Source organism: Leclercia sp. UBA5076 (assembly GCF_002416465.1).
Lineage (GTDB): Bacteria > Pseudomonadota > Gammaproteobacteria > Enterobacterales > Enterobacteriaceae > Enterobacter.
This window is the reverse complement of the sequence record NZ_DIAO01000023.1, coordinates 1-20343: the sequence shown is the minus strand read 5'-3', so window position 1 is coordinate 20343 and position 20343 is coordinate 1. Positions and strand designations below refer to the sequence as shown.

General features: G+C 53.4%; 17 protein-coding genes and 2 rRNA genes. 10 read left to right on the top strand and 9 right to left on the bottom strand.

Annotated elements, in window-relative coordinates:
* Window positions 1-35 precede the first annotated feature (35 nt).
* Both B3X29_RS22070 and ompL read left to right on the top strand, forming a co-directional pair.
* Window positions 36-1460, top strand: coding sequence for an MFS transporter (locus B3X29_RS22070; protein ID WP_156655409.1), 1425 nt, complete (start codon window positions 36-38; stop codon window positions 1458-1460).
* A 75-nt stretch (window positions 1461-1535) separates the two neighbouring features.
* Window positions 1536-2222 carry a porin OmpL gene (gene ompL / locus B3X29_RS22065; protein ID WP_159340284.1) on the top strand — a complete coding sequence of 229 codons (687 nt, stop codon included), beginning with the start codon at window positions 1536-1538 and terminating at the stop codon, window positions 2220-2222.
* A 79-nt stretch (window positions 2223-2301) separates the two neighbouring features.
* Here ompL and typA read toward each other — a convergent pair whose 3' ends face one another.
* Window positions 2302-4125, bottom strand: coding sequence for a ribosome-dependent GTPase TypA (typA, locus tag B3X29_RS22060; protein ID WP_103177576.1), 1824 nt, complete (start codon window positions 4123-4125; stop codon window positions 2302-2304).
* Between the two features lie 388 nt (window positions 4126-4513).
* On the opposite strand from typA, the gene glnA reads away from it, so the two are divergent.
* From glnA to B3X29_RS22040, 4 genes are all read left to right on the top strand, one after another.
* On the top strand, window positions 4514-5923 hold the full coding sequence (glnA, locus tag B3X29_RS22055; protein ID WP_103177577.1) for a glutamate--ammonia ligase: 1410 nt from the start codon (window positions 4514-4516) through the stop codon (window positions 5921-5923).
* A gap of 188 nt (window positions 5924-6111) precedes the next feature.
* Entirely contained in the window at window positions 6112-7161 is a 1050-nt protein-coding gene (gene glnL / locus B3X29_RS22050) for a nitrogen regulation protein NR(II) (protein ID WP_103177578.1), read from the top strand.
* Between the two features lie 11 nt (window positions 7162-7172).
* On the top strand, window positions 7173-8585 hold the full coding sequence (gene glnG, locus B3X29_RS22045; RefSeq protein ID WP_103177579.1) for a nitrogen regulation protein NR(I): 1413 nt from the start codon (window positions 7173-7175) through the stop codon (window positions 8583-8585).
* Window positions 8586-8695: 110 nt separating this feature from the next.
* Entirely contained in the window at window positions 8696-8818 is a 123-nt protein-coding gene (locus tag B3X29_RS22040; RefSeq protein ID WP_139156310.1) for a YshB family small membrane protein, read from the top strand.
* Between the two features lie 74 nt (window positions 8819-8892).
* Here B3X29_RS22040 and hemN read toward each other — a convergent pair whose 3' ends face one another.
* The gene (gene hemN / locus B3X29_RS22035; protein WP_159340283.1) at window positions 8893-10266 is read right to left on the bottom strand and encodes an oxygen-independent coproporphyrinogen III oxidase; all 1374 of its coding nucleotides are present in this window, start codon (window positions 10264-10266) and stop codon (window positions 8893-8895) included.
* A 188-nt stretch (window positions 10267-10454) separates the two neighbouring features.
* Window positions 10455-10967: a Der GTPase-activating protein YihI gene (gene yihI, locus B3X29_RS22030; protein WP_103177582.1), complete on the bottom strand. Its 513-nt coding sequence runs from the start codon at window positions 10965-10967 to the stop codon at window positions 10455-10457.
* Window positions 10968-11548: 581 nt separating this feature from the next.
* On the opposite strand from yihI, the gene yihA reads away from it, so the two are divergent.
* On the top strand, window positions 11549-12175 hold the full coding sequence (yihA, locus tag B3X29_RS22025) for a ribosome biogenesis GTP-binding protein YihA/YsxC (RefSeq protein ID WP_103177583.1): 627 nt from the start codon (window positions 11549-11551) through the stop codon (window positions 12173-12175).
* A gap of 311 nt (window positions 12176-12486) precedes the next feature.
* Here the strand turns inward: yihA and polA are convergent, their stop codons facing one another.
* Complete coding sequence (polA, locus tag B3X29_RS22020; RefSeq protein WP_103177584.1) at window positions 12487-15279, bottom strand: DNA polymerase I; 2793 nt, start codon at window positions 15277-15279, stop codon at window positions 12487-12489.
* Window positions 15280-15715: 436 nt separating this feature from the next.
* On the opposite strand from polA, the gene B3X29_RS22015 reads away from it, so the two are divergent.
* Window positions 15716-16624 (top strand): acyltransferase, encoded by a 909-nt coding sequence (locus B3X29_RS22015; protein ID WP_159340282.1) that lies wholly within the window; start codon window positions 15716-15718, stop codon window positions 16622-16624.
* A 15-nt stretch (window positions 16625-16639) separates the two neighbouring features.
* Here the strand turns inward: B3X29_RS22015 and dsbA are convergent, their stop codons facing one another.
* From dsbA to B3X29_RS22000, 3 genes are all read right to left on the bottom strand, one after another.
* On the bottom strand, window positions 16640-17263 hold the full coding sequence (gene dsbA, locus B3X29_RS22010) for a thiol:disulfide interchange protein DsbA (protein ID WP_159340281.1): 624 nt from the start codon (window positions 17261-17263) through the stop codon (window positions 16640-16642).
* A gap of 27 nt (window positions 17264-17290) precedes the next feature.
* A complete protein-coding gene (locus tag B3X29_RS22005) occupies window positions 17291-18277 on the bottom strand; it encodes a serine/threonine protein kinase (protein ID WP_103177587.1) in 987 nt (328 codons plus the stop codon).
* A gap of 75 nt (window positions 18278-18352) precedes the next feature.
* Window positions 18353-18622, bottom strand: a complete 270-nt coding sequence (locus B3X29_RS22000) for a YihD family protein (RefSeq protein WP_039032193.1) — start codon at window positions 18620-18622, stop codon at window positions 18353-18355.
* Between the two features lie 68 nt (window positions 18623-18690).
* Between B3X29_RS22000 and mobA the strand changes: the two genes are divergently transcribed.
* Both mobA and mobB read left to right on the top strand, forming a co-directional pair.
* A complete protein-coding gene (gene mobA, locus B3X29_RS21995; RefSeq protein WP_103177588.1) occupies window positions 18691-19275 on the top strand; it encodes a molybdenum cofactor guanylyltransferase MobA in 585 nt (194 codons plus the stop codon).
* Complete coding sequence (mobB, locus tag B3X29_RS21990; protein ID WP_159340280.1) at window positions 19272-19778, top strand: molybdopterin-guanine dinucleotide biosynthesis protein MobB; 507 nt, start codon at window positions 19272-19274, stop codon at window positions 19776-19778. Before mobA ends, mobB begins: the two co-directional genes overlap by 4 nt.
* Window positions 19779-19866: 88 nt before the next feature.
* On the opposite strand, the gene rrf is transcribed toward mobB, so the two are convergent.
* Together rrf and B3X29_RS21980 are read right to left on the bottom strand one after the other, a co-directional pair.
* A 5S ribosomal RNA gene (gene rrf, locus B3X29_RS21985) occupies window positions 19867-19982 on the bottom strand.
* Window positions 19983-20178: 196 nt separating this feature from the next.
* A 23S ribosomal RNA gene (locus B3X29_RS21980) occupies window positions 20179-20343 on the bottom strand; the annotation flags it as partial.

Below are 20343 nucleotides of genomic sequence, written 5' to 3'. Positions count from 1 at the left end.
GATGGAGCGCCCTATGGGCGCTCTGAGGATCGACCATGACACATAACACTGATCCGTTAACCCTGAAATTGAGCCTGCGAGAGAAGTGCGCCTACGGGATGGGCGATTTTGGCTCGAATCTGATGCTCTGTATCGGCACGCTCTATTTGCTGAAGTTTTACACCGACGAACTGGGCATGCCCGCGTTCTATGGCGGCATTATTTTTTTGGTGGCGAAGTTCTTTACCGCCTTTACCGACATGCTGACCGGCGTGCTGGTGGACTCCCGGCGAAATATCGGCGCACGGGGAAAATTCCGGCCCTTTATTCTCTATGCTTCGGTACCCGTTGCGCTGGTTGCTGCGGCGCAGTTTATGGCTAACGACTTTAGCCTGACGGTGAAAACGGCTATCGCCACCGTGCTCTTTATGATGTTCGGCCTCTGCTATAGCCTGATGAACTGCGCCTACGGTGCGATGGTCCCGGCCATCACCAAAAACCCGAACGAGCGCGCGCAGCTGGCGGCGTGGCGTCAGGGCGGCGCAACGGTGGGGTTGTTGCTCTGCACCGTCGGCTTTATGCCCATTCAGGCGCTGTTCGTCAGCCAGCCCTCCCTCGGCTATCTGGTTGCCGCTCTGGTGTTTGTCACCGGCGGGCTGTTCTGCATGTGGTGGTGCTATAGCGGCGTGAAAGAGCGCTATGTGGAGATCACACCCGATCACCATAAACCCGGCATTCTGAAATCGTTCTGCGCGATTTTCCGCAACCCGCCGCTGCTGGTCTTATGCATCGCCAACCTCTGTACCCTTGCCGCCTTTAACATCAAGCTGGCGATTCAGGTCTATTACACCCAGTACGTGCTGAACGATCTGCACCTGCTGTCGTGGATGGGCTTTTTCAGCATGGGCTGTATTCTGGTCGGCGTGTTTCTGGTGCCCGGCGCGGTTAAGCGTTTCGGCAAAAAACCGGTTTACCTGGGCGGGCTGACGCTATGGGCGGTGGGCGACGTGCTGAACTTCTTCTGGGGGAGCAACTCCCTGCTGTTTGTGCTCTTTTCCTGTATGGCCTTTTTCGGCACCGCTTTCGTCAACAGTCTGAACTGGGCCCTGGTGCCGGATACCGTTGATTATGGCGAGTGGAAAACCGGCATTCGCGCCGAAGGGTCGGTTTATACCGGCTATACCTTCTCGCGCAAAATCTCCGCGGCCCTCGCCGGTTTCTTGCCTGGCATTATGCTGACCCAGATCGGTTACGTGCCCCATGCGGTGCAGAGCGCAGGCACGCTGCTGGGGCTGCGCCAGCTTATTTTTCTCTGGCCCTGCGGCCTGGCGATTATCGCCGCCATCACGATGGGACTCTTTTATAAACTCAACGAAGCGCGCTTCGCCTTTATTATTGAGGAGATTGCAAACCGAAAAAAACCATCAGCGAATACCCCTGAGATAACCACCAACGATAAAGCGTCAGCAGTCACTTTATAACAATAAATCCGGCCATTAATCCCTTCCCTCTCTATGGGAGGGGTGGCCTTTCTTTATCTGTTACATGGATAAGTTATGAAAAGAATCATTACTGTACTGATCGTGTCGTCTGTCTCCTGCCCGGTATTTGCCGGGGCGTATGTCGAAACACGAGAAGCATACAATACGGCCTCCGAGCTACATGAGGTGATCCTGCGAGCCGGCTATAACTTCGATATGGGCGCGGGGCTGATGTTCACCAACGCTTATAACGTGGGGAAATGGGATGAGCTTAAGCACAGCTATAACGAAATAGAGGGGTGGTATCCGCTCTTTAAACCCACCGACAAACTCACTTTCCAGCCGGGCGGTTTAATTAACGACAGCAGCGCAGGGTCGGGCGGCGCTGTTTATTTAGATACCAACTACAAATTTACGGATGGGTTCAATCTGACGTTCCGCTATCGCTATAACCACAACAATTACGATACGCCGGACTATAACGGGCAGATGGATAAGAACGACACGCACGAGTTTGCTAACTACTGGAATTTTAAAGTGGCGGATGCGTTTTTCTACACCTTTGAGCCGCACTTTTTCCAGCGGGTAAATGATTACCACAGTAAGAATGGCAAAGATCACCACTGGGAAATAACGAACAAGTTCAGCTATAAAATCGACAGAAACTGGCTGCCGTACCTCGAACTCCAGTGGCTGGACAGATGGAATGATTACAACCGCGAGCAGTACCGAATCCGTCTGGGCGTGCGGTACGCGTTCTAATAAAAAAGCCGCTGATCGCTCAGCGGCTTTTTACCTGCCGGGAGGCGCATGCGCTTACCCGGCCTACAGACTGACTGTATTAATCTTCTTTTGAACCGCGCATTGCACGTTTACGATCGTTTTCAGTCAGGTGACGTTTACGGATACGGATAGACTGTGGTGTTACTTCTACCAGTTCGTCGTCATCGATGAATTCCAGAGCCTGCTCCAGCGTCATCTTAACCGGTGGAACCAGAACCGTTGCTTCGTCAGTACCGGACGCACGCATGTTGGTCAGTTTCTTACCGGTCAGGCAGTTTACCGTCAGGTCGTTAGAACGGCTGTGAATACCGATGATCTGGCCTTCGTAAACTTCTGCACCGTGACCCAGGAACAGCTTACCGCGATCCTGCAGGCTGAACAGGGCGAACGCAACCGCTTTACCCTGACCGTTGGAGATCAGAACGCCGTTGTTACGCTGGCCCACTTCGCCCGGACGAACGTCGTCGTAGTGGCTGAAGGTGGAGTACAGCAGACCGGTACCGGAAGTCATGGTCATGAACTCAGAACGGAAGCCGATCAGGCCACGGCTTGGGATCACGTAGTCGAGACGTACGCGGCCTTTGCCATCTGGATTCATGTTTTTCAGGTCGCCTTTACGCTCACCCAGAGCCTGCATTACAGAACCCTGATGCTGCTCTTCAACGTCCAGCGTCACGTTCTCGAATGGCTCTTGTTTACGGCCATCGATTTCACGGAAGATAACTTTCGGACGGGAAACCGCCATTTCGAAACCTTCACGACGCATGTTTTCGATCAGAACAGACAGGTGCAGCTCACCACGACCAGAAACGCGGAATGCATCAGCGTCTTCGGTTTCTTCAACGCGCAGCGCAACGTTGTGCACCAGCTCTTTGTTCAGGCGGTCAAGGATCTGACGAGAGGTAACGAACTTACCTTCTTTACCACAGAACGGAGAGGTGTTGACGTTGAAGAACATGGTTACGGTCGGCTCATCAACAGACAGCGCTGGCAGCGCTTCCACATTCTGCGGGTCGCAGATGGTGTCAGAGATGTTCAGCTCGCCCAGACCGGTGATAGCGATGATGTCGCCAGCTTCCGCAATGTCGCTCTCGATACGCTCAAGGCCCAGGTGAGTCAGCACTTTACCGACTTTACCGTTACGGGTTTTACCTTCGCTATCGATGATAGTGACCTGCTGGTTTGGCTTCACTTTACCGCGCTTGATACGACCAATGCCGATTACACCAACGTAGTTGTTGTAGTCCAGCTGAGAGATCTGCATCTGCAGGGTACCGTCGAGATCGACGTTTGGTGCCGGAACATGGTCAACAATCGCCTGGTACAGCGGGGTCATGTCTTCAGCCATGTCTTCGTGGTCCAGACCAGCGATACCGTTCAGCGCAGACGCATAAACGATCGGGAAGTCCAGCTGTTCGTCGGTCGCATCCAGGTTAACGAACAGGTCGAAGACCTGATCAACAACCCAGTCAGGACGCGCGCCAGGACGGTCAACTTTGTTGATTACCACGATTGGCTTCAGGCCATGGGCGAATGCTTTTTTGGTTACGAAGCGCGTCTGCGGCATTGGGCCGTCAAATGCGTCAACCACCAGCAGCACGGAATCCACCATGGACATCACGCGCTCAACTTCACCACCGAAGTCGGCGTGCCCTGGGGTATCAACGATGTTGATACGGTAGTCATTCCATTTGATCGCGGTGTTTTTAGCGAGGATGGTAATCCCACGCTCTTTCTCCAAATCGTTGGAGTCCATCACGCGTTCTTGAGTTTCGGCACGCGCATCGAACGTACCGGATTGCTGCAGCAGCTTATCAACCAGGGTAGTTTTACCATGGTCAACGTGCGCGATGATGGCGATATTACGCAGATTTTCGATCACAACTTTGCCTCAGGCATTAGAAATAGCGCGTTATTGTACACGGATTAATCGCACTACAAAACAGGATCACAAACATCCCCCGCAAACAAGTATCGCAGAGATGCTTTGTGATCGCTTTCACGGAGCGGTAAAAGGGCACTTTAACGTAAATTGCACCAATATGGTGCTCAATGTTCACATTGAAGCACTATAATGGTGCAACAAAACCACCGTGGTGCAGCCCTTTTGCACTACGGTGCGCATGATAGCGCCTTTTTGGGGTGTTTTAAAAGTTGGCACAGATTTCGCTTTATAAAAAATACGGCAACAAAAGGCACCACCGCCTGCCTTATACAGAATTTGAAGACCTCGTTACCACGACGACAATGACCAATCTGGAGAGTTAAGTATGTCCGCTGAACACGTTTTGACGATGCTGAACGAACATGAAGTGAAGTTTGTTGATCTGCGCTTCACCGATACCAAAGGTAAAGAACAGCACGTCACTATTCCTGCTCATCAGGTGAATGCCGAATTCTTTGAAGAAGGCAAAATGTTTGACGGCTCCTCCATTGGTGGCTGGAAAGGTATCAACGAATCCGACATGGTTCTGATGCCTGACGCATCTACTGCCCTCATTGACCCGTTCTTCGAAGAGTCTACCCTGATCATCCGTTGCGATATTCTTGAGCCAGGCACCCTGCAGGGTTACGACCGCGACCCACGCTCTATCGCTAAACGCGCTGAAGAGTATCTGCGCTCCACCGGCATCGCAGACACCGTTCTGTTCGGGCCAGAGCCAGAGTTCTTCCTGTTCGACGACATCCGTTTTGGTGCGACCACTTCCGGTTCCCACGTTGCTATCGATGATATCGAAGGCGCATGGAACTCCTCCACCAAATACGAAGGCGGTAACAAAGGTCACCGTCCAGCCGTTAAAGGCGGTTACTTCCCGGTTCCACCGGTTGACTCTTCCCAGGACATCCGTTCTACCATGTGTCTGATTATGGAAGAGATGGGTCTGGTTGTTGAAGCCCATCACCATGAAGTTGCAACTGCTGGCCAGAACGAAATCGCCACCCGTTTCAACACCATGACCAAGAAAGCGGACGAAATTCAGATCTACAAATACGTTGTTCACAACGTTGCGCACCGCTTCGGTAAAACCGCGACCTTCATGCCAAAACCAATGTTTGGCGACAACGGTTCCGGTATGCACTGCCACATGTCCCTGTCCAAGAACGGGACTAACCTGTTCGCTGGCGACAAGTATGCGGGTCTGTCCGAGCAGGCACTGCACTACATTGGTGGGGTTATCAAACACGCTAAAGCGATCAACGCCCTGGCGAACCCAACCACTAACTCCTACAAGCGTCTGGTCCCAGGCTACGAAGCGCCAGTAATGCTGGCCTACTCTGCCCGTAACCGTTCTGCTTCTATCCGTATTCCGGTGGTAGCTTCTCCGAAAGCACGTCGTATCGAAGTGCGCTTCCCGGACCCAGCTGCTAACCCATACCTGTGCTTCGCAGCACTGCTGATGGCGGGTCTGGACGGTATCAAGAACAAGATCCACCCGGGCGAAGCAATGGACAAAAACCTGTACGACCTGCCGCCAGAAGAAGCGAAAGAGATCCCACAGGTTGCCGGTTCTCTTGAAGAAGCCCTGCTGGCGCTGGACGCAGACCGCGAGTTCCTGACTGCGGGCGGCGTGTTCACTGACGAAGCGATCGATGCTTACATCGCACTGCGTATGGAAGAGAACGACCGCGTTCGCATGACGCCGCACCCGGTTGAGTTCGAACTGTACTACAGCGTCTAATCTTCAATCCCTGTCGCGCGGCCTTTTCCGCGCGAGATTGATAGCCGTTTTTTTTGTTGCCGTGGAAACTTTTCAGCCCATCTTCGGATGGGCTTTTTTCACCGCCAACAAGCTGATCTGACGCGTTTTTCGCCGTAAAAACGCTATACTGCACTAAAATAGTGCAAACAACTCCAGGAGACTGCTGAATGGCAACTGGCACGCTGCCCGATGCTGGGCAGATCCTCAATTCTCTTATCAACAGCATTTTACTGGTCGATGACGATCTGGCGGTGCATTACGCCAATCCCGCGGCCCAGCAGTTACTGGCGCAAAGTTCACGCAAACTGTTTGGCGCGCCGCTGCCCGAGCTGTTGAGTTATTTTTCCCTGAATATCGGCCTGATGCAGGAGAGTCTGCAGGCGGGGCAAGGTTTTACCGATAACGAAGTGACGCTGGTGATCGACGGACGCTCGCATATTCTGTCGCTGACCGCGCAGCGGCTGCCGGAAGGGCTCATTCTGCTGGAGATGGCGCCGATGGATAACCAGCGTCGCCTGAGTCAGGAGCAGCTCCAGCATGCTCAGCAGATTGCCGCCCGCGATCTGGTGCGCGGCCTCGCCCATGAGATCAAAAATCCGCTCGGCGGCCTGCGCGGCGCGGCGCAGCTGCTCACCAAAGCCCTGCCCGACCCGGCGCTGGCGGAATACACCAACGTCATCATTGAACAGGCCGACCGCCTGCGGAACCTGGTGGATCGCCTGCTGGGACCGCAGCAACCCGGGATGCATGTCACCGAAAGCATTCACAAAGTGGCGGAGCGCGTCGTCAAGCTGGTGTCGATGGAACTGCCGGATAACGTCAGGTTAATTCGGGATTACGATCCCAGCCTGCCGGAACTGCCGCACGATCCCGACCAGATTGAACAGGTTTTACTGAATATCGTGCGCAACGCCCTGCAGGCGCTGGGGGCGGAAGGCGGAGAGATTATTCTGCGTACCCGCACCGCCTTTCAGCTCACCCTGCACGGCACACGCTACCGTCTGGCGGCCCGCATTGATGTGGAAGATAACGGTCCGGGCATTCCTTCCCATTTACAGGACACGCTGTTTTACCCGATGGTCAGCGGCCGTGAAGGCGGGACCGGGCTTGGCTTATCGATTGCCCGTAATTTGATAGATCAGCATTCCGGCAAAATTGAATTTACCAGTTGGCCGGGTCATACCGAGTTTTCGGTTTACCTGCCAATCAGGAAATAGAGGGTTAGGTTATGCAACGAGGGATAGTCTGGGTAGTTGATGACGATAGCTCCATCCGCTGGGTGCTTGAACGGGCGCTTACCGGAGCAGGTTTAAGCTGCACCGCTTTTGAGAGCGGTGCCGATGTGCTTGATGCACTCACCACCAAAACCCCGGATGTGCTGCTGTCCGATATCCGTATGCCGGGAATGGATGGGCTCGCGCTGTTAAAACAGATCAAGCAGCGTCATCCGATGCTTCCGGTCATCATAATGACCGCCCACTCCGATCTGGACGCCGCCGTCAGCGCTTACCAGCAGGGGGCGTTCGATTATCTGCCAAAACCGTTCGATATTGACGAAGCGGTGGCGCTGGTTGAACGCGCCATTAGCCACTATCAGGAACAGCAGCAGCCGCGTAATGCCCCGGTTTTCGGGCCTACCACCGATATCATTGGTGAAGCGCCGGCGATGCAGGATGTGTTTCGCATCATTGGTCGCCTGTCACGCTCCTCCATCAGCGTGCTGATTAACGGCGAGTCAGGCACCGGGAAAGAGCTGGTCGCGCATGCCCTGCATCGCCACAGCCCGCGCGTCAAAGCCCCATTTATCGCCCTGAATATGGCGGCGATCCCCAAGGATTTGATTGAGTCCGAGCTGTTCGGCCATGAAAAAGGGGCCTTTACCGGCGCTAACACCATCCGTCAGGGTCGCTTTGAGCAGGCCGACGGCGGGACGCTGTTCCTGGATGAGATCGGTGATATGCCTCTCGACGTTCAGACACGTCTGCTGCGCGTGCTGGCGGACGGCCAGTTTTACCGCGTGGGCGGCTACGCCCCGGTCAAAGTGGATGTGCGTATTATCGCCGCCACCCACCAGAACCTGGAGCTGCGCGTCCAGGAGGGCAAATTCCGTGAAGACCTGTTCCACCGCCTGAACGTCATTCGCGTACACCTGCCGCCGCTGCGTGAGCGCCGGGAAGATATCCCGCGCCTGGCGCGTCATTTCCTGCAGGATGCCGCCCGGGAACTGGGCGTGGAAGCCAAGCTGCTGCACCCGGAAACCGAAGCGGCGCTGACGCGTCTGGCCTGGCCGGGTAACGTGCGTCAGCTGGAAAATACCTGCCGCTGGCTGACGGTGATGGCTGCCGGCCAGGAGGTGTTGATTCAGGATCTGCCGCCCGAGCTTTTCGAAACCCACGTTCCGGAAAGCAGCACCGGCCAGAGCCTGCCCGACAGCTGGGCGACACTGCTGGCGCAGTGGGCCGATCGCGCGTTGCGCTCCGGTCATCAGGACCTGCTCTCCGAGGCGCAGCCCGAAATGGAGCGCACGCTGCTGACCACCGCGCTGCGCCATACCCAGGGCCACAAGCAGGAGGCGGCACGCCTGCTCGGCTGGGGGCGCAATACCCTGACGCGTAAGTTAAAAGAACTGGGGATGGAGTGATCGCCTCCCCCTGTGTAAAGAGAGTTAATTAAGCGCAAAGTGATGCTATTTTGCGCTTTACTGTACTGATGAGTTGAGTATGATCTTGCCCGGAAAATGGGGGGGTCATCATGCTGGAATCGATCGTGAATTTGTTGTCTGGCGGCCTTGAAGCCAGCGCAGCAGCGGGACATACACCACAAACGGCCATTGCAGCTGTGCTGTGTGCGGCGCTGGTGGGGTTGTTTAGCTAGCACTTCGCTTACCCGGCCTACGAAAGCGCGAAATGTAGGCCGGGTAAGGCGAAGCCGCCACCCGGTAATGCGGCTTAAATCACCCGCGAGAACTGCTGCATACGGGCTTTCTGCCGCAGATAGGCATCGAAGCACATACAGATATTACGAATCAACAAACGCCCTTTCGGCGTAACTTCAATCGCACTCTCCGTCACCTCCACCAGCCCATCTTTCGCCAGCGGCGCCAGCAGCTTTATATCTTCCGCAAAGTAATCTTTAAAAACGAGATCCCACTGCGCTTCCACCGTGCGGAAGTCGAGACGGAAGTTACAGATTAGCGCCTTGATCACGTCCCGGCGAATACAGTCGTCGCGGGTTAACGCGATGCCGCGCCACAGTGCGTTGCCGGTCTCATCCACCTGCTGATAGTAGAGCTTCAGCTCTTTCTGGTTTTGCGCATAACAGTCGCCAATCATGCTGATGGCCGACACGCCCATCCCCAGCAGGTCCGTATCGCCCTGGGTGGTGTAACCCTGGAAGTTACGATGCAGAACGCCTTCTCGCTGGGCAATCGCCAGCTCGTCATCCGGTCGGGCAAAGTGATCCATGCCGATGAACTGGTAGCCGGTCTGGGTTAACGATGTGATGGTTTCCTGCAGGATATCCAGTTTTTGCTGCGCGGATGGCAGATCGGCATCTTTGATTTTGCGTTGGGCAGCAAACAGCGTCGGCAGATGCGCATAGTTGAAGACGCTCAGGCGGTCCGGGTTGAGTTCCGCCACGCGCTTCAACGTGTAGGCGAAACTGTCTGGCGTCTGCTTCGGCAGGCCATAAATCAGATCGATATTGGTGGAGGTGAAGCCAATCTCCCGGGCATGATTTAACAGAGCGAAGATGAACTCTTCATCCTGCTCACGGTTAACCAGCCGCTGGACCTCTTTATTAAAGTCCTGCACGCCCATACTCAGGCGGTTAAACCCTTCGGCACGCAGATGATCGAGCACATCCAGCTCGATTTCCCGCGGGTCTACTTCGATAGAGATTTCAGCATCGCCATTGAAGCGGAAGTTATTCCGCAGCAGGGTCATCAGACGGCTGATCTGCGCTTTATTCAGGTAGGTCGGCGTACCGCCGCCCCAGTGGAGCTGGCTGACGTGACGACCGGCGAACTGCGGCGCGCGGTGCAGGATCTCCTGCTCAAGCGCATCCAGATAGTGATCCGCCTTGTGCTGCTGGCGGGTCACAATTTTGTTGCAGCCACAGAAATAGCAGAGCTTGTGGCAGAACGGGATATGAACATACAGAGAGAGCGGGCGGTCAGGATAACGCGCTACCGCCTGCTGAAACTGGGTTTGACCGAACGCGTCGGAAAACTCCAGCGCAGTGGGATACGAGGTATAACGCGGCCCGGAATAGTTATATTTCTGGATCAGGGCCAGATCCCAGTCGATGGTTGCTACAGACATGCTCACTCCTTCCGTTGGTGTCGCGTTCGTATACGGCGGCCCGTTCTGCCCCCTGTGCGGGCCATGAATCGGGTGCGCAGCCACTTCTGTCGCCGCGACAACCGCCGTAGTTTAACGAATAACCACACCAGATAACATATAACCGGAAGGGTTATTAGCAGGACAATAGAACCTGCCGGGTGCAAATGTTAGTTTCCACCTTTCAACAGGCGCATCATGTCTTCCTGTTTCTCTTCTTCTTCCTCTTCGTCTTCATCGTCGTAAGAGAGGCCAAGTTTCTGCATCAGTTCATCGATGCGATCCAGTTTGGCATCTACCCATGACTGCTCTTCGGCATTCAGGGTTTCGCCCTCTTCAAGACGTTCCAGCAGCGCGTCCAGGCGCTCATCATTCTCCAGCAAATCCAGCTCAGCCTGCGGTGAAAGCATAGGTTTCTCGCTCTTCGGTTTGTGCTGCCTGGTGACCGGGGCATCGGTCACGCCTAATGGAACCGGTTTTTTACTGCCGATACGCGGGTCTTTCTGCTGCTTGTTATTCGCAGACGCGCCCGAAGTACCGCCACTCGCGCGGCTACCCGCAGCATGACCACGATGTTTTTTCTCGCGTTTGCGATCGCGCGCTTCCTGATTCAGTTCTTCGCGCGTTTTGCGGCGTGCTTTAGCAGGACGTTTAGCGCCTGCAGCGGAGGTCGGTTTTTTCATGTGTTTTGTCTTAAAGTCGTTTTCTTGAGTATAGAATTGCGGCGAAATCTAGCAGAAAGCAAGCAAAGAAAAAAGGCGACAGAGCAATCTGTCGCCTTTTTTCCTGACTCACAACCCATTACGGGTCTGACAATCCCTGTTTGCTTACGACTCACCCTGTCTATCCATTAGCAGGTACCGTCCGTGATAGGTTCCATTTCCCTTTGTAACGCCTCCAAGGCGTACGTCTTCCTGACTTTCCTGTGTCTTCGCCTCCTGGCGCTCCTGACCCTAATCCTTAAGTCTGGCTCCTGTCGGCATCCTCGCCGTTGAACGCTACTTTACCGTTTCCGGCTAAACGCACAAGCCACAAACGCACTTTTACCGAGTATTTCAGACTAAGACTAAAAGTTAATAGGTTGATTTTAATCGTTTTGATTTTTTAATGCGCTGCGATTTTTCTTAAATATCCCATAGTAAAAATGGCAGATCTCTCACAAAGCTCAGGGTTTTTACTTACAGCCGGGTTGCCGATGGGAAAAGCCTTTTCTCTCTGTTCAGGTATAATCCCCCCAACGTTACGAATTTCTGGAGACAACCACGTGACCAACCTGAATTATCACCAGACGCATTTTCTCCTCAGTGCGCCTGATATTCGCCATTTACCCGCCGATACGGGTCTTGAAGTGGCATTTGCTGGCCGGTCCAACGCGGGGAAATCCAGCGCTCTGAATACCCTGACCAATCAGAAAAGCCTGGCGCGTACCTCTAAAACGCCTGGCCGCACCCAGCTGATTAACCTGTTTGAAGTCGCACCGGGCAAGCGCCTGGTGGATTTACCAGGCTACGGCTATGCAGAAGTTCCGGAAGAGATGAAACTCAAGTGGCAGCGCGCGCTGGGGGAATATCTTGAAAAACGTCTGTGTCTGAAGGGCCTGGTCGTCCTGATGGATATTCGTCATCCGCTTAAAGATCTCGATCAGCAGATGATCCACTGGGCCGTAGAGAGCGGGATTCAGGTGCTGGTACTGCTCACCAAAGCCGACAAGCTGGCCAGCGGCGCGCGTAAAGCGCAGGTGAATATGGTGCGTGAAGCCGTGCTGGCGTTTAACGGCGACATCCAGGTAGAGGCGTTTTCTTCGCTGAAGAAGCAAGGCGTGGACAAACTGCGTGAGAAACTGGATATCTGGTACAGCGAGCTGGAACCCGCGTCAGAAGCGGATGAGTAAAGATGAGCGCGGCGATGTCCGCGCTTTTTTTGCGCTGACCTTTTCTTTGCCGCAATAAAAAACGCCCCAGTCATTACTGACTGGGGCGGCTAAAATATTCAGCCAAATCCGATTACGTGAAGTAAAAGGTCTGAAAGATAGAACATCTTACCTCTGTACCCTACGTGGATAACTCTACCCTTTTTTGAACTACAGACAAAGCACTTTTTGTAGTTTTTTTTCATTCTTTACATAGGGAATTCTAATGATCGTCACAAAACGTTCATGGATATGTTGCTTACTTACAGAAAGTGTTCATATCCCAGAAAGCGTTAGTGAGCCTGATCCCAGTTTTCTCCCTGGCCGACTTCCACCAGCAACGGCACATCCAGTTTGACGCTGTTCTCCATCAGTTCATGGATCTTTTTCGAGACCGGCTCCAGATCGTCTTTATGCACCTCAAACACCAGTTCATCGTGTACCTGCATGATCATCCGCACCCGCGGCTGCTCTTTCTCCAGCCAGGCGTCAACGGCGATCATTGCACGTTTGATGATATCTGCCGCCGTCCCCTGCATCGGGGCGTTGATTGCCGCACGTTCGGCACCGGCACGGCGGGCCGCATTACTGGATTTGATGTCCGGCAGATAGAGGCGACGCCCTTCCAGGGTTTCGACATAGCCTTTTTCTTTTGCCTGGGCGCGCGTGTTCTCCATATATTGCAGCACGCCCGGGTAGCGCTCGAAATAGAGATCCATATACTTCTGCGACTCTTTGCGCGGAATATTGAGCTGGCGGGAGAGGCCAAAGGCGCTCATGCCGTAGATAAGGCCAAAGTTGATCGCCTTCGCGCTGCGGCGCTGTTCCCCGGTGACGCTCTCCAGTGGCATACCAAACACTTCGGCTGCCGTGGCCCGGTGAATATCCTGTCCTTCAGCAAAGGCGGTCAACAGCCCTTTATCCCGGGAGAGGTGCGCCATGATGCGCAGCTCAATCTGTGAATAGTCAGCAGAGACGATGACGTAATCCTCTGGCGCAATAAACGCCTGACGGATACGGCGCCCTTCTTCATTACGCACCGGAATGTTTTGCAGGTTAGGATCGGTTGAGGAGAGTCGCCCGGTAGCCGCTACCGCCTGATGGTAAGAGGTGTGTACGCGGCCCGTTTTTGGGTTGATCATCAACGGCAGCTTATCGGTATAGGTCGATTTCAGCTTTGCCAGCCCACGATACTGAAGGATCACTTTTGGCAGAGGATAGTCCAGCGCCAGCTCCTCAAGCACCTCTTCAGAGGTGGACGGCGCCCCGCCCGGCGTTTTCTTCAGCGGCTTGATACCCTGCTTTTCAAACAGGATGGTCTGCAGCTGTTTAGTGGACGAGAGATTAAACGGCTCGCCGGCGATCTCATGCGCTTTTTGTTCCAGCTCGTGCAGACGCAGGGCGATCTCTTCTGAGTGCTTGTGCAACACAGCCGGATCGATTTTCACGCCATTGCGCTCGATGCGGGACAGAACCGGCACCAGCGGCATCTCGATATTCTGGAACACGTTCAGTGGCCCGGCGTGTTTTTGCAGCTTCGGCCACATCTTTAAATGCAGTTGCAGCGTGACGTCAGCGTCTTCTGCCGCATAGTGCCCCGCCTCTTCCAGGGCGATCTGGTTAAAGGTCAGCTGATTCTTGCCCTTACCGGCGATCTGCTCAAAGGTGACGGTTTTATGCTTCAGCCAGCGGTCGGAGAGCGAATCCATATCGTGACGACCGGCGACGCTGTCGAGGATATAGGACTCCAGCATGGTATCGAACGCAATGCCGCGCAGTTCGATACCGTAGTTTTGCAGGATACCGCGATCGAACTTCAGGTTTTGCCCTACCTTCAGCGCTTTTTCATCTTCAAGGATCGGCTTAAGGAGTTCGAGCACGCGCTCACGGGTAAGCTGCTCTGGCGCGTCCAGATAGTCGTGGGCAACCGGCACATAGGCGGCAACGCCCGGCTCTGTGGCAAATGACAGCCCCACCATATTGGCGGAGACATTATCGAGGCTGTCGGTTTCGGTATCGAAAGCGAATACCGGTGCCTGGTGTAACTTTTCAATCCAGCGTTGCAGCTGCGCTTCATCCAGAATGGTTTCGTAATGCTCAGAAGAGAGCACGCTGGCTTCTTCTTCCGGCTCCTCTTCTGCATCGATCACCAGGGTCTCTTTTGGCTTAGCTACTGGTTTAGCCCCTTTCGCCTGCAGCCATTTCCCCGCTTCGACATCGGTTATCCAGCGTTTGAACTCGTACTGCTTAAACAGGCCTAGCAGCTCTTCAACGGCAGGTTGCTGCACTTCAAGCTGTTCACAGGTCAGATCCAGCTCGACGTCTGTTTTGATGGTTGCCAGCTGATAAGAGAGGTAGGCCACCTCTTTGTTCTGCTCAAGCTTAGCGGCCATGGTTTTGGCACCGCGGAAGGTCAGCCCGGCGATTTTATCCTGCTCGCTATACAGCGTATCCAGCCCGCCCAGACCTTGCAGCAGCGCCTGGGCCGTCTTTTCGCCCACGCCCGGTACGCCAGGAATGTTATCGGAGGAGTCACCCATCAGCGCGAGGAAGTCGATGATCAGTTCCGGCGGCACGCCATACTTAGCGACGACCTCTTCCGGCCCAAGAATGGTATTGGTCATGGTGTTAATCAGGGTGATCCCCGGCGTGACCAGCTGAGCCATGTCTTTATCGCCGGTGCTGATCAGGACCGGGCGGCCCATTTTCTCTGCTTCACGCGCCAGCGTACCGATAACATCGTCCGCTTCAACGCCCGAGACGGCCATCAAAGGCAGCCCCATCGCTTTTACCATCTTATGCAGAGGCTCAATTTGCGCGCGCAGATCGTCCGGCATCGGCGGACGATGAGATTTGTAATGCTCGAACAGCTCATCCCGGAAAGTTTTGCCTTTCGCATCGAAGACCACGGCGGCATGGCTTGGCTGATACTGCATGATCAGGCTACGCAGCATGTTCAGCACACCATACATTGCGCCCGTAGGCTCTCCTGCGCTGTTGGTCAGCGGAGGAAATGCGTGATATGCCCGATAGAGGTAAGACGAGCCGTCGACGAGAATAAGCGGATTTTCGGGGATCTGAACCATAATGTCCGTGCCTTTAAGTAATTTATGAATAAAGGATGCCACAGAAGGATGAAAACATCAGTTTTTCACGGCCAATACAGCCAAAGATTTTGTGATCCTGAGGATCGCTCGCAAATTAAAACTGTGGATAAGTTTGTGAATATTTTCTGTAACCTGGATTAAATGTGCTTACTGAGGATCGATGAGATAATTATTGAACTTACTAATCAATAAGTTATGATTTGATCACGATCTCATATTTTCGGTTGATGACAATTTACTCCATGTGGATATAAGCCACGCAGGATCGACATAACAGGATTTTTCTCCACAGCGCATACAAATCAGCTTGCCCGCCAAGTTAAAGCGCCATCCTTTAACCGTTTTCTGGTAAAATCAGCGCCCGGTGCCTGTTTATCAGGCGCCATCCATAGCTAACTACCTGAAAAAATTCATCATGTCTAGACTCCTGGCTGCGATCACCCTCTTCTTAAGTATCGCATTAACTATTCTGGTCACCATCGCCTGTTCTGTGCCGATCATCATCGCCGGAATAATTAAACTGCTATTACCGATCCCCGTTGTCTGGCGTGCCGTATCTGCATTCTGTAACGTTATGATGTACTGCTGGTGTGAAGGTCTGGCGGTGCTTCTGCGTCTTAATCCACATCTGAAATGGGATGTTCAGGGTCTGGAAGGACTTAACAAGAAAAACTGGTATTTGCTTATCTGCAACCACCATAGCTGGGCCGATATCGTGGTGTTATGCGTACTGTTCCGCAAACACATTCCCATGAATAAGTACTTCCTTAAACAGCAGCTCGCCTGGGTACCCTTTATTGGGCTGGCCTGTTGGGCGCTGGATATGCCGTTTATGAAGCGCTATTCCCGTAGCTATCTGATCCGCCATCCTGAACGCCGCGGCAAAGATGTTGAAACGACACGCCGCTCCTGCGAGAAGTTTCGCGCGCACCCCACCACCATCGTCAATTTTGTGGAAGGCTCTCGCTTTACCGAAGAGAAAAAGCAGCAAACCCGCTCACCGTACAGCAACCTGCTGCCGCCAAAAGCGGCGGGGATCGCCATGGCGCTTAACGTACTGGGCCAACAGTTCGACAAATTACTGGACGTGACGCTCTGTTATCCGGAAAACGACAGGACGCCGTTTTACGATATGCTCAGCGGCAAGTTAACCCGGATTGTGGTGCGTATTGATCTGGTGCCTGTGGCAGAAGAGCTACATGGGGACTATGTTAACGATAAGAACTTTAAGCGACGTTTCCAACTCTGGCTGAATACGTTGTGGACGGAAAAAGACGTGCTAATCGACAGGATTAAAGCCCAATACAACAACGCCGGTCATTGACCGGCGTTTTCTTTATTACTTCTTCTCAACCAGATACTTCACGGTGTCGGCATACTGCTGCACGAAGATGTCCATGCTGCTGGTATCCATCCCCTGCATATTCAGCTGGTACTTACCGTTAACATACATGGCTGGAACACCACGCAGTTGCAGATCGGCGGCCGCTTTTTCCTGCTGTGCCACGAGAGATTTCACGACAAAGCTGTTCCAGGCTGCATCGTATTCTTCACCCTTAACGCCTGCATCAACGAATACCTTACGGATATCAGCAGTGGTCTGTACAGACTGGGTTTTCTGCACGGCTTCAAACATCGCTGCAGTAATTTTGTCTTCCACGCCCAGGGCCATAGCGACTGCCCACGCCTGCGTTAAGTCTTTGCCCAGCGGGCCAAGGAACTCAACGTGATACTTGGTCATTTTGGTGCCTTCAGGCAGCTTCTTTTTCACGTTCTCGGAAACATGCAGAACCTGCTCGAACTCATAGCAGTGCGGGCAATAGAATGAGAAGAACTCCAGTACCTGAGGTTCTCCAGCTACAGGTTTGTCGAGGGTAATATACTGTTTACCATCGGTGAACTGTGCAGCCGAAGCGCTAAATGCCAGAATCATACCTGCCAGCGCCAGCCATATTTTTTTCATGATCAACTCTCTCCTGGATGTGTTCGATTAATACATTGGCGTTAATTGCAAAGGGGGTTCCTGCAGAACCTTTACCTGTTCAATAAATGTGGATATCTGGTTACGCCAGTAATCTTCTCCGGTAAGCCACGGGAAGTTTCTGGGAAACGCGGGGTCGTCCCAACGCCTGATTAACCATGCAAGATAATAAACAAAACGCATGGCGCGTAAAGGTTCGATTAATGCAATTTCGTCTGAATTAAAAGGGGTGAACTCCTCATAGGCTTCGATAATCGTCTCAAGCTGCATCCGCTGCTCAGCCTTATCGCCATTCAGCAGCATCCAGAGATCCTGAATCGCCGGTCCCATTCTCGCATCATCGAGGTCGACAAATAATGGTCCGTCACGCCAGAGGATATTTCCGGCATGGCAATCACCGTGCAGGCGCAGCGTTTTGACGTTGTTATCCCAGCGCGCTGTGACGGCGTTAATTAAATTATCCGTTGCGGCCAGAAATTCAGCTTTCAGCCCTGAGGGGATGAGCGTGGAGGTTTCAAATACCTGACGCGGTTCGAGCAGATATTCCGCAATGCCGATTGTGGGACGCGAAGTAAAGGCGCTTTTCTTACCCGTCTGATGTATGCGCCCTAAATAACGGGCAACCCATTCCATCTGATCGATATTATCGGCTTCAAATTGCCGGCCACCGAGGCTTGGGAAAACGGCAAAATAAAAACCCTGGTGCGACAGTAGCGTCTGACCATTGAACTGAAGAGGTGCGGCAACGGGAACGTCATCGGCTACCAGGTCGAGGGCGAACTGATGCTCTTCCTGGATCTGATCGACTGACCAGCGCTGCGGGCGATAAAATTTCACGACGAAGCGCTGACGATCCTCATCCTGAAACTGGTAGACGCGGTTTTCATAGCTGTTTAATGGGGTCAGACCTGAGTCCACCCGGATGCCCTGCTCAAACAGAGCATCCATAATGGTATCCGGGTGTAAGGTCTGGAAAGTAAAGGCCTGGTCGTTCATCCGATCATCCGGAAATTATACGAATGATTGAGGATATCATTTAACGGCGATTACGGTGGCGCCTCTTACAAGCTTTTACTCTTTAATTACGCCACGTGCGCGCAGCAGGGCTGTTTTGAAATCCTCTTCGTAATCTTTCTGAATACCGGGAATGACAGCATCTTTACCAGAATCGCGCATTTTCAGGTGATAGATCAGGATGTCATCGGAAAGGTCGGCCAGTTCGCCTTCATAACCTGACTCCTGCGCCAGTTTCTGTAAGAATTGCACGAGGTTAAGCTCTGGCTCTTTTTGCCAGGCTGGCTGGAGAAGTTCAATAACTTCATTCAGACGTTTACATTTCATGGTAATACTCCTTTCATTGAGAGTGACACGTTAGCAGGGTCAATCCCACAATAAAAGAGGCGATATTGTTGAGCCAGATAAGCACGATCACGGGTGTGGTGTTAGCCGGCGGCAAGGCATCCCGCATGGGGGGAGTCGATAAGGGCCTGCAGACGTTGAACGGCACACCGTTATGGCAGCACGTGGCACACACGCTGAGTAAACAAGTGAGTACGCTAGCCATCAGTGCTAACAAAAACCTCGCCGTTTATCGGGAAAGTGGACACCCCGTCTATCCCGACTCGCTGGCTGATTACCCGGGGCCGCTGGCGGGGATGCTTTCTGTTATGCAGCAGTGCGATGCCGAGTGGTTTCTGTTTTGCCCCTGCGATACACCGTTTATCCCCTATTGTCTGGCTGAGCGCTTTGTTAAACACAGGGAAACGTCAGCGGTTGTCTGGGCGCATGACGGCGAACGCGATCATCCAACCATTGCGCTAATGCACCGTCAGCTGATGCCGGAATTAAAGAACTACCTGGCGGCGGGAGAGCGTCGGGTGATGGTCTTTATGCGACAAGCTGGCGGACATTCTGTCGATTTTAGCGATATGAAACAGGCGTTTATTAACATCAATACTCTCGAACAGATAGACACTATGCAGAGGCACAAATGATACCTGTTTTAGCGATCGCCGCCTGGAGCGGTACGGGGAAAACCACCCTGTTAAAAGCCATTATCCCGGCGCTCTGCGCCAGAGGTGTACGCCCTGGGCTTATCAAACACACTCATCACAATATGGATGTCGATATTCCTGGTAAGGACAGCTATGAACTGCGCAGAGCTGGCGCGGCACAAACCATTGTTGCCAGCAGTAAACGTTGGGCCTTAATGACCGAGACACCGGACGCGAACGACCTTGATCTGCCTTACCTTATCAGTCGGATGGATCATTCGACGCTGGATCTGGTCCTGGTAGAGGGTTTTAAGCATGAACCGGTGGCAAAGATCCTGCTGTTTCGCAGCGATACCGGACATGAGGTTAATGAGTTAACGCTTGATGAGCATGTTATTGCGGTGGCCAGTGATATTTCACTGTCGCTTCAGGTACCGGTCCTGGATATCAATAATGCGGAGGAGATCGTCGGGTTCATTCAACAATGGATGAGGTCGTATTAGGCCGGGTAAGGCGAAGCCGCCGCCCGGCTTTTTTAACGCCCAACGCAAAAAGCCCATCCGTGAGGATGGGCTTTCGGCTTTAATTGATGCCTGGCAGTTCCCTACTCTCGCATGGGGAGACCCCACACTACCATCGGCGCTACGGCGTTTCACTTCTGAGTTCGGCATGGGGTCAGGTGGGACCACCGCGCTACAGCCGCCAGGCAAATTCTTGGTGCTCTGTACGCAATACTTTATCGCATCAGCCGCGTTGGCCGCGCTCGTAAAGTCAGTCACATACTTCAGTATGCTCCTTTCTTTCCTTCGCTTGCCGCCTTGCTGCTGCGCAAACTATTGTGTACTTAACTCTGAATCAATGCTGAAAATTTTCTCAAACCCACCGAAACAGCTTCGGCGTTGTAAGGTTAAGCCTCACGGTTCATTAGTACCGGTTAGCTCAACGCATCGCTGCGCTTACACACCCGGCCTATCAACGTCGTCGTCTTCAACGTTCCTTCAGGCCCCTTAAAGGGTCAGGGAGAACTCATCTCGGGGCAAGTTTCGTGCTTAGATGCTTTCAGCACTT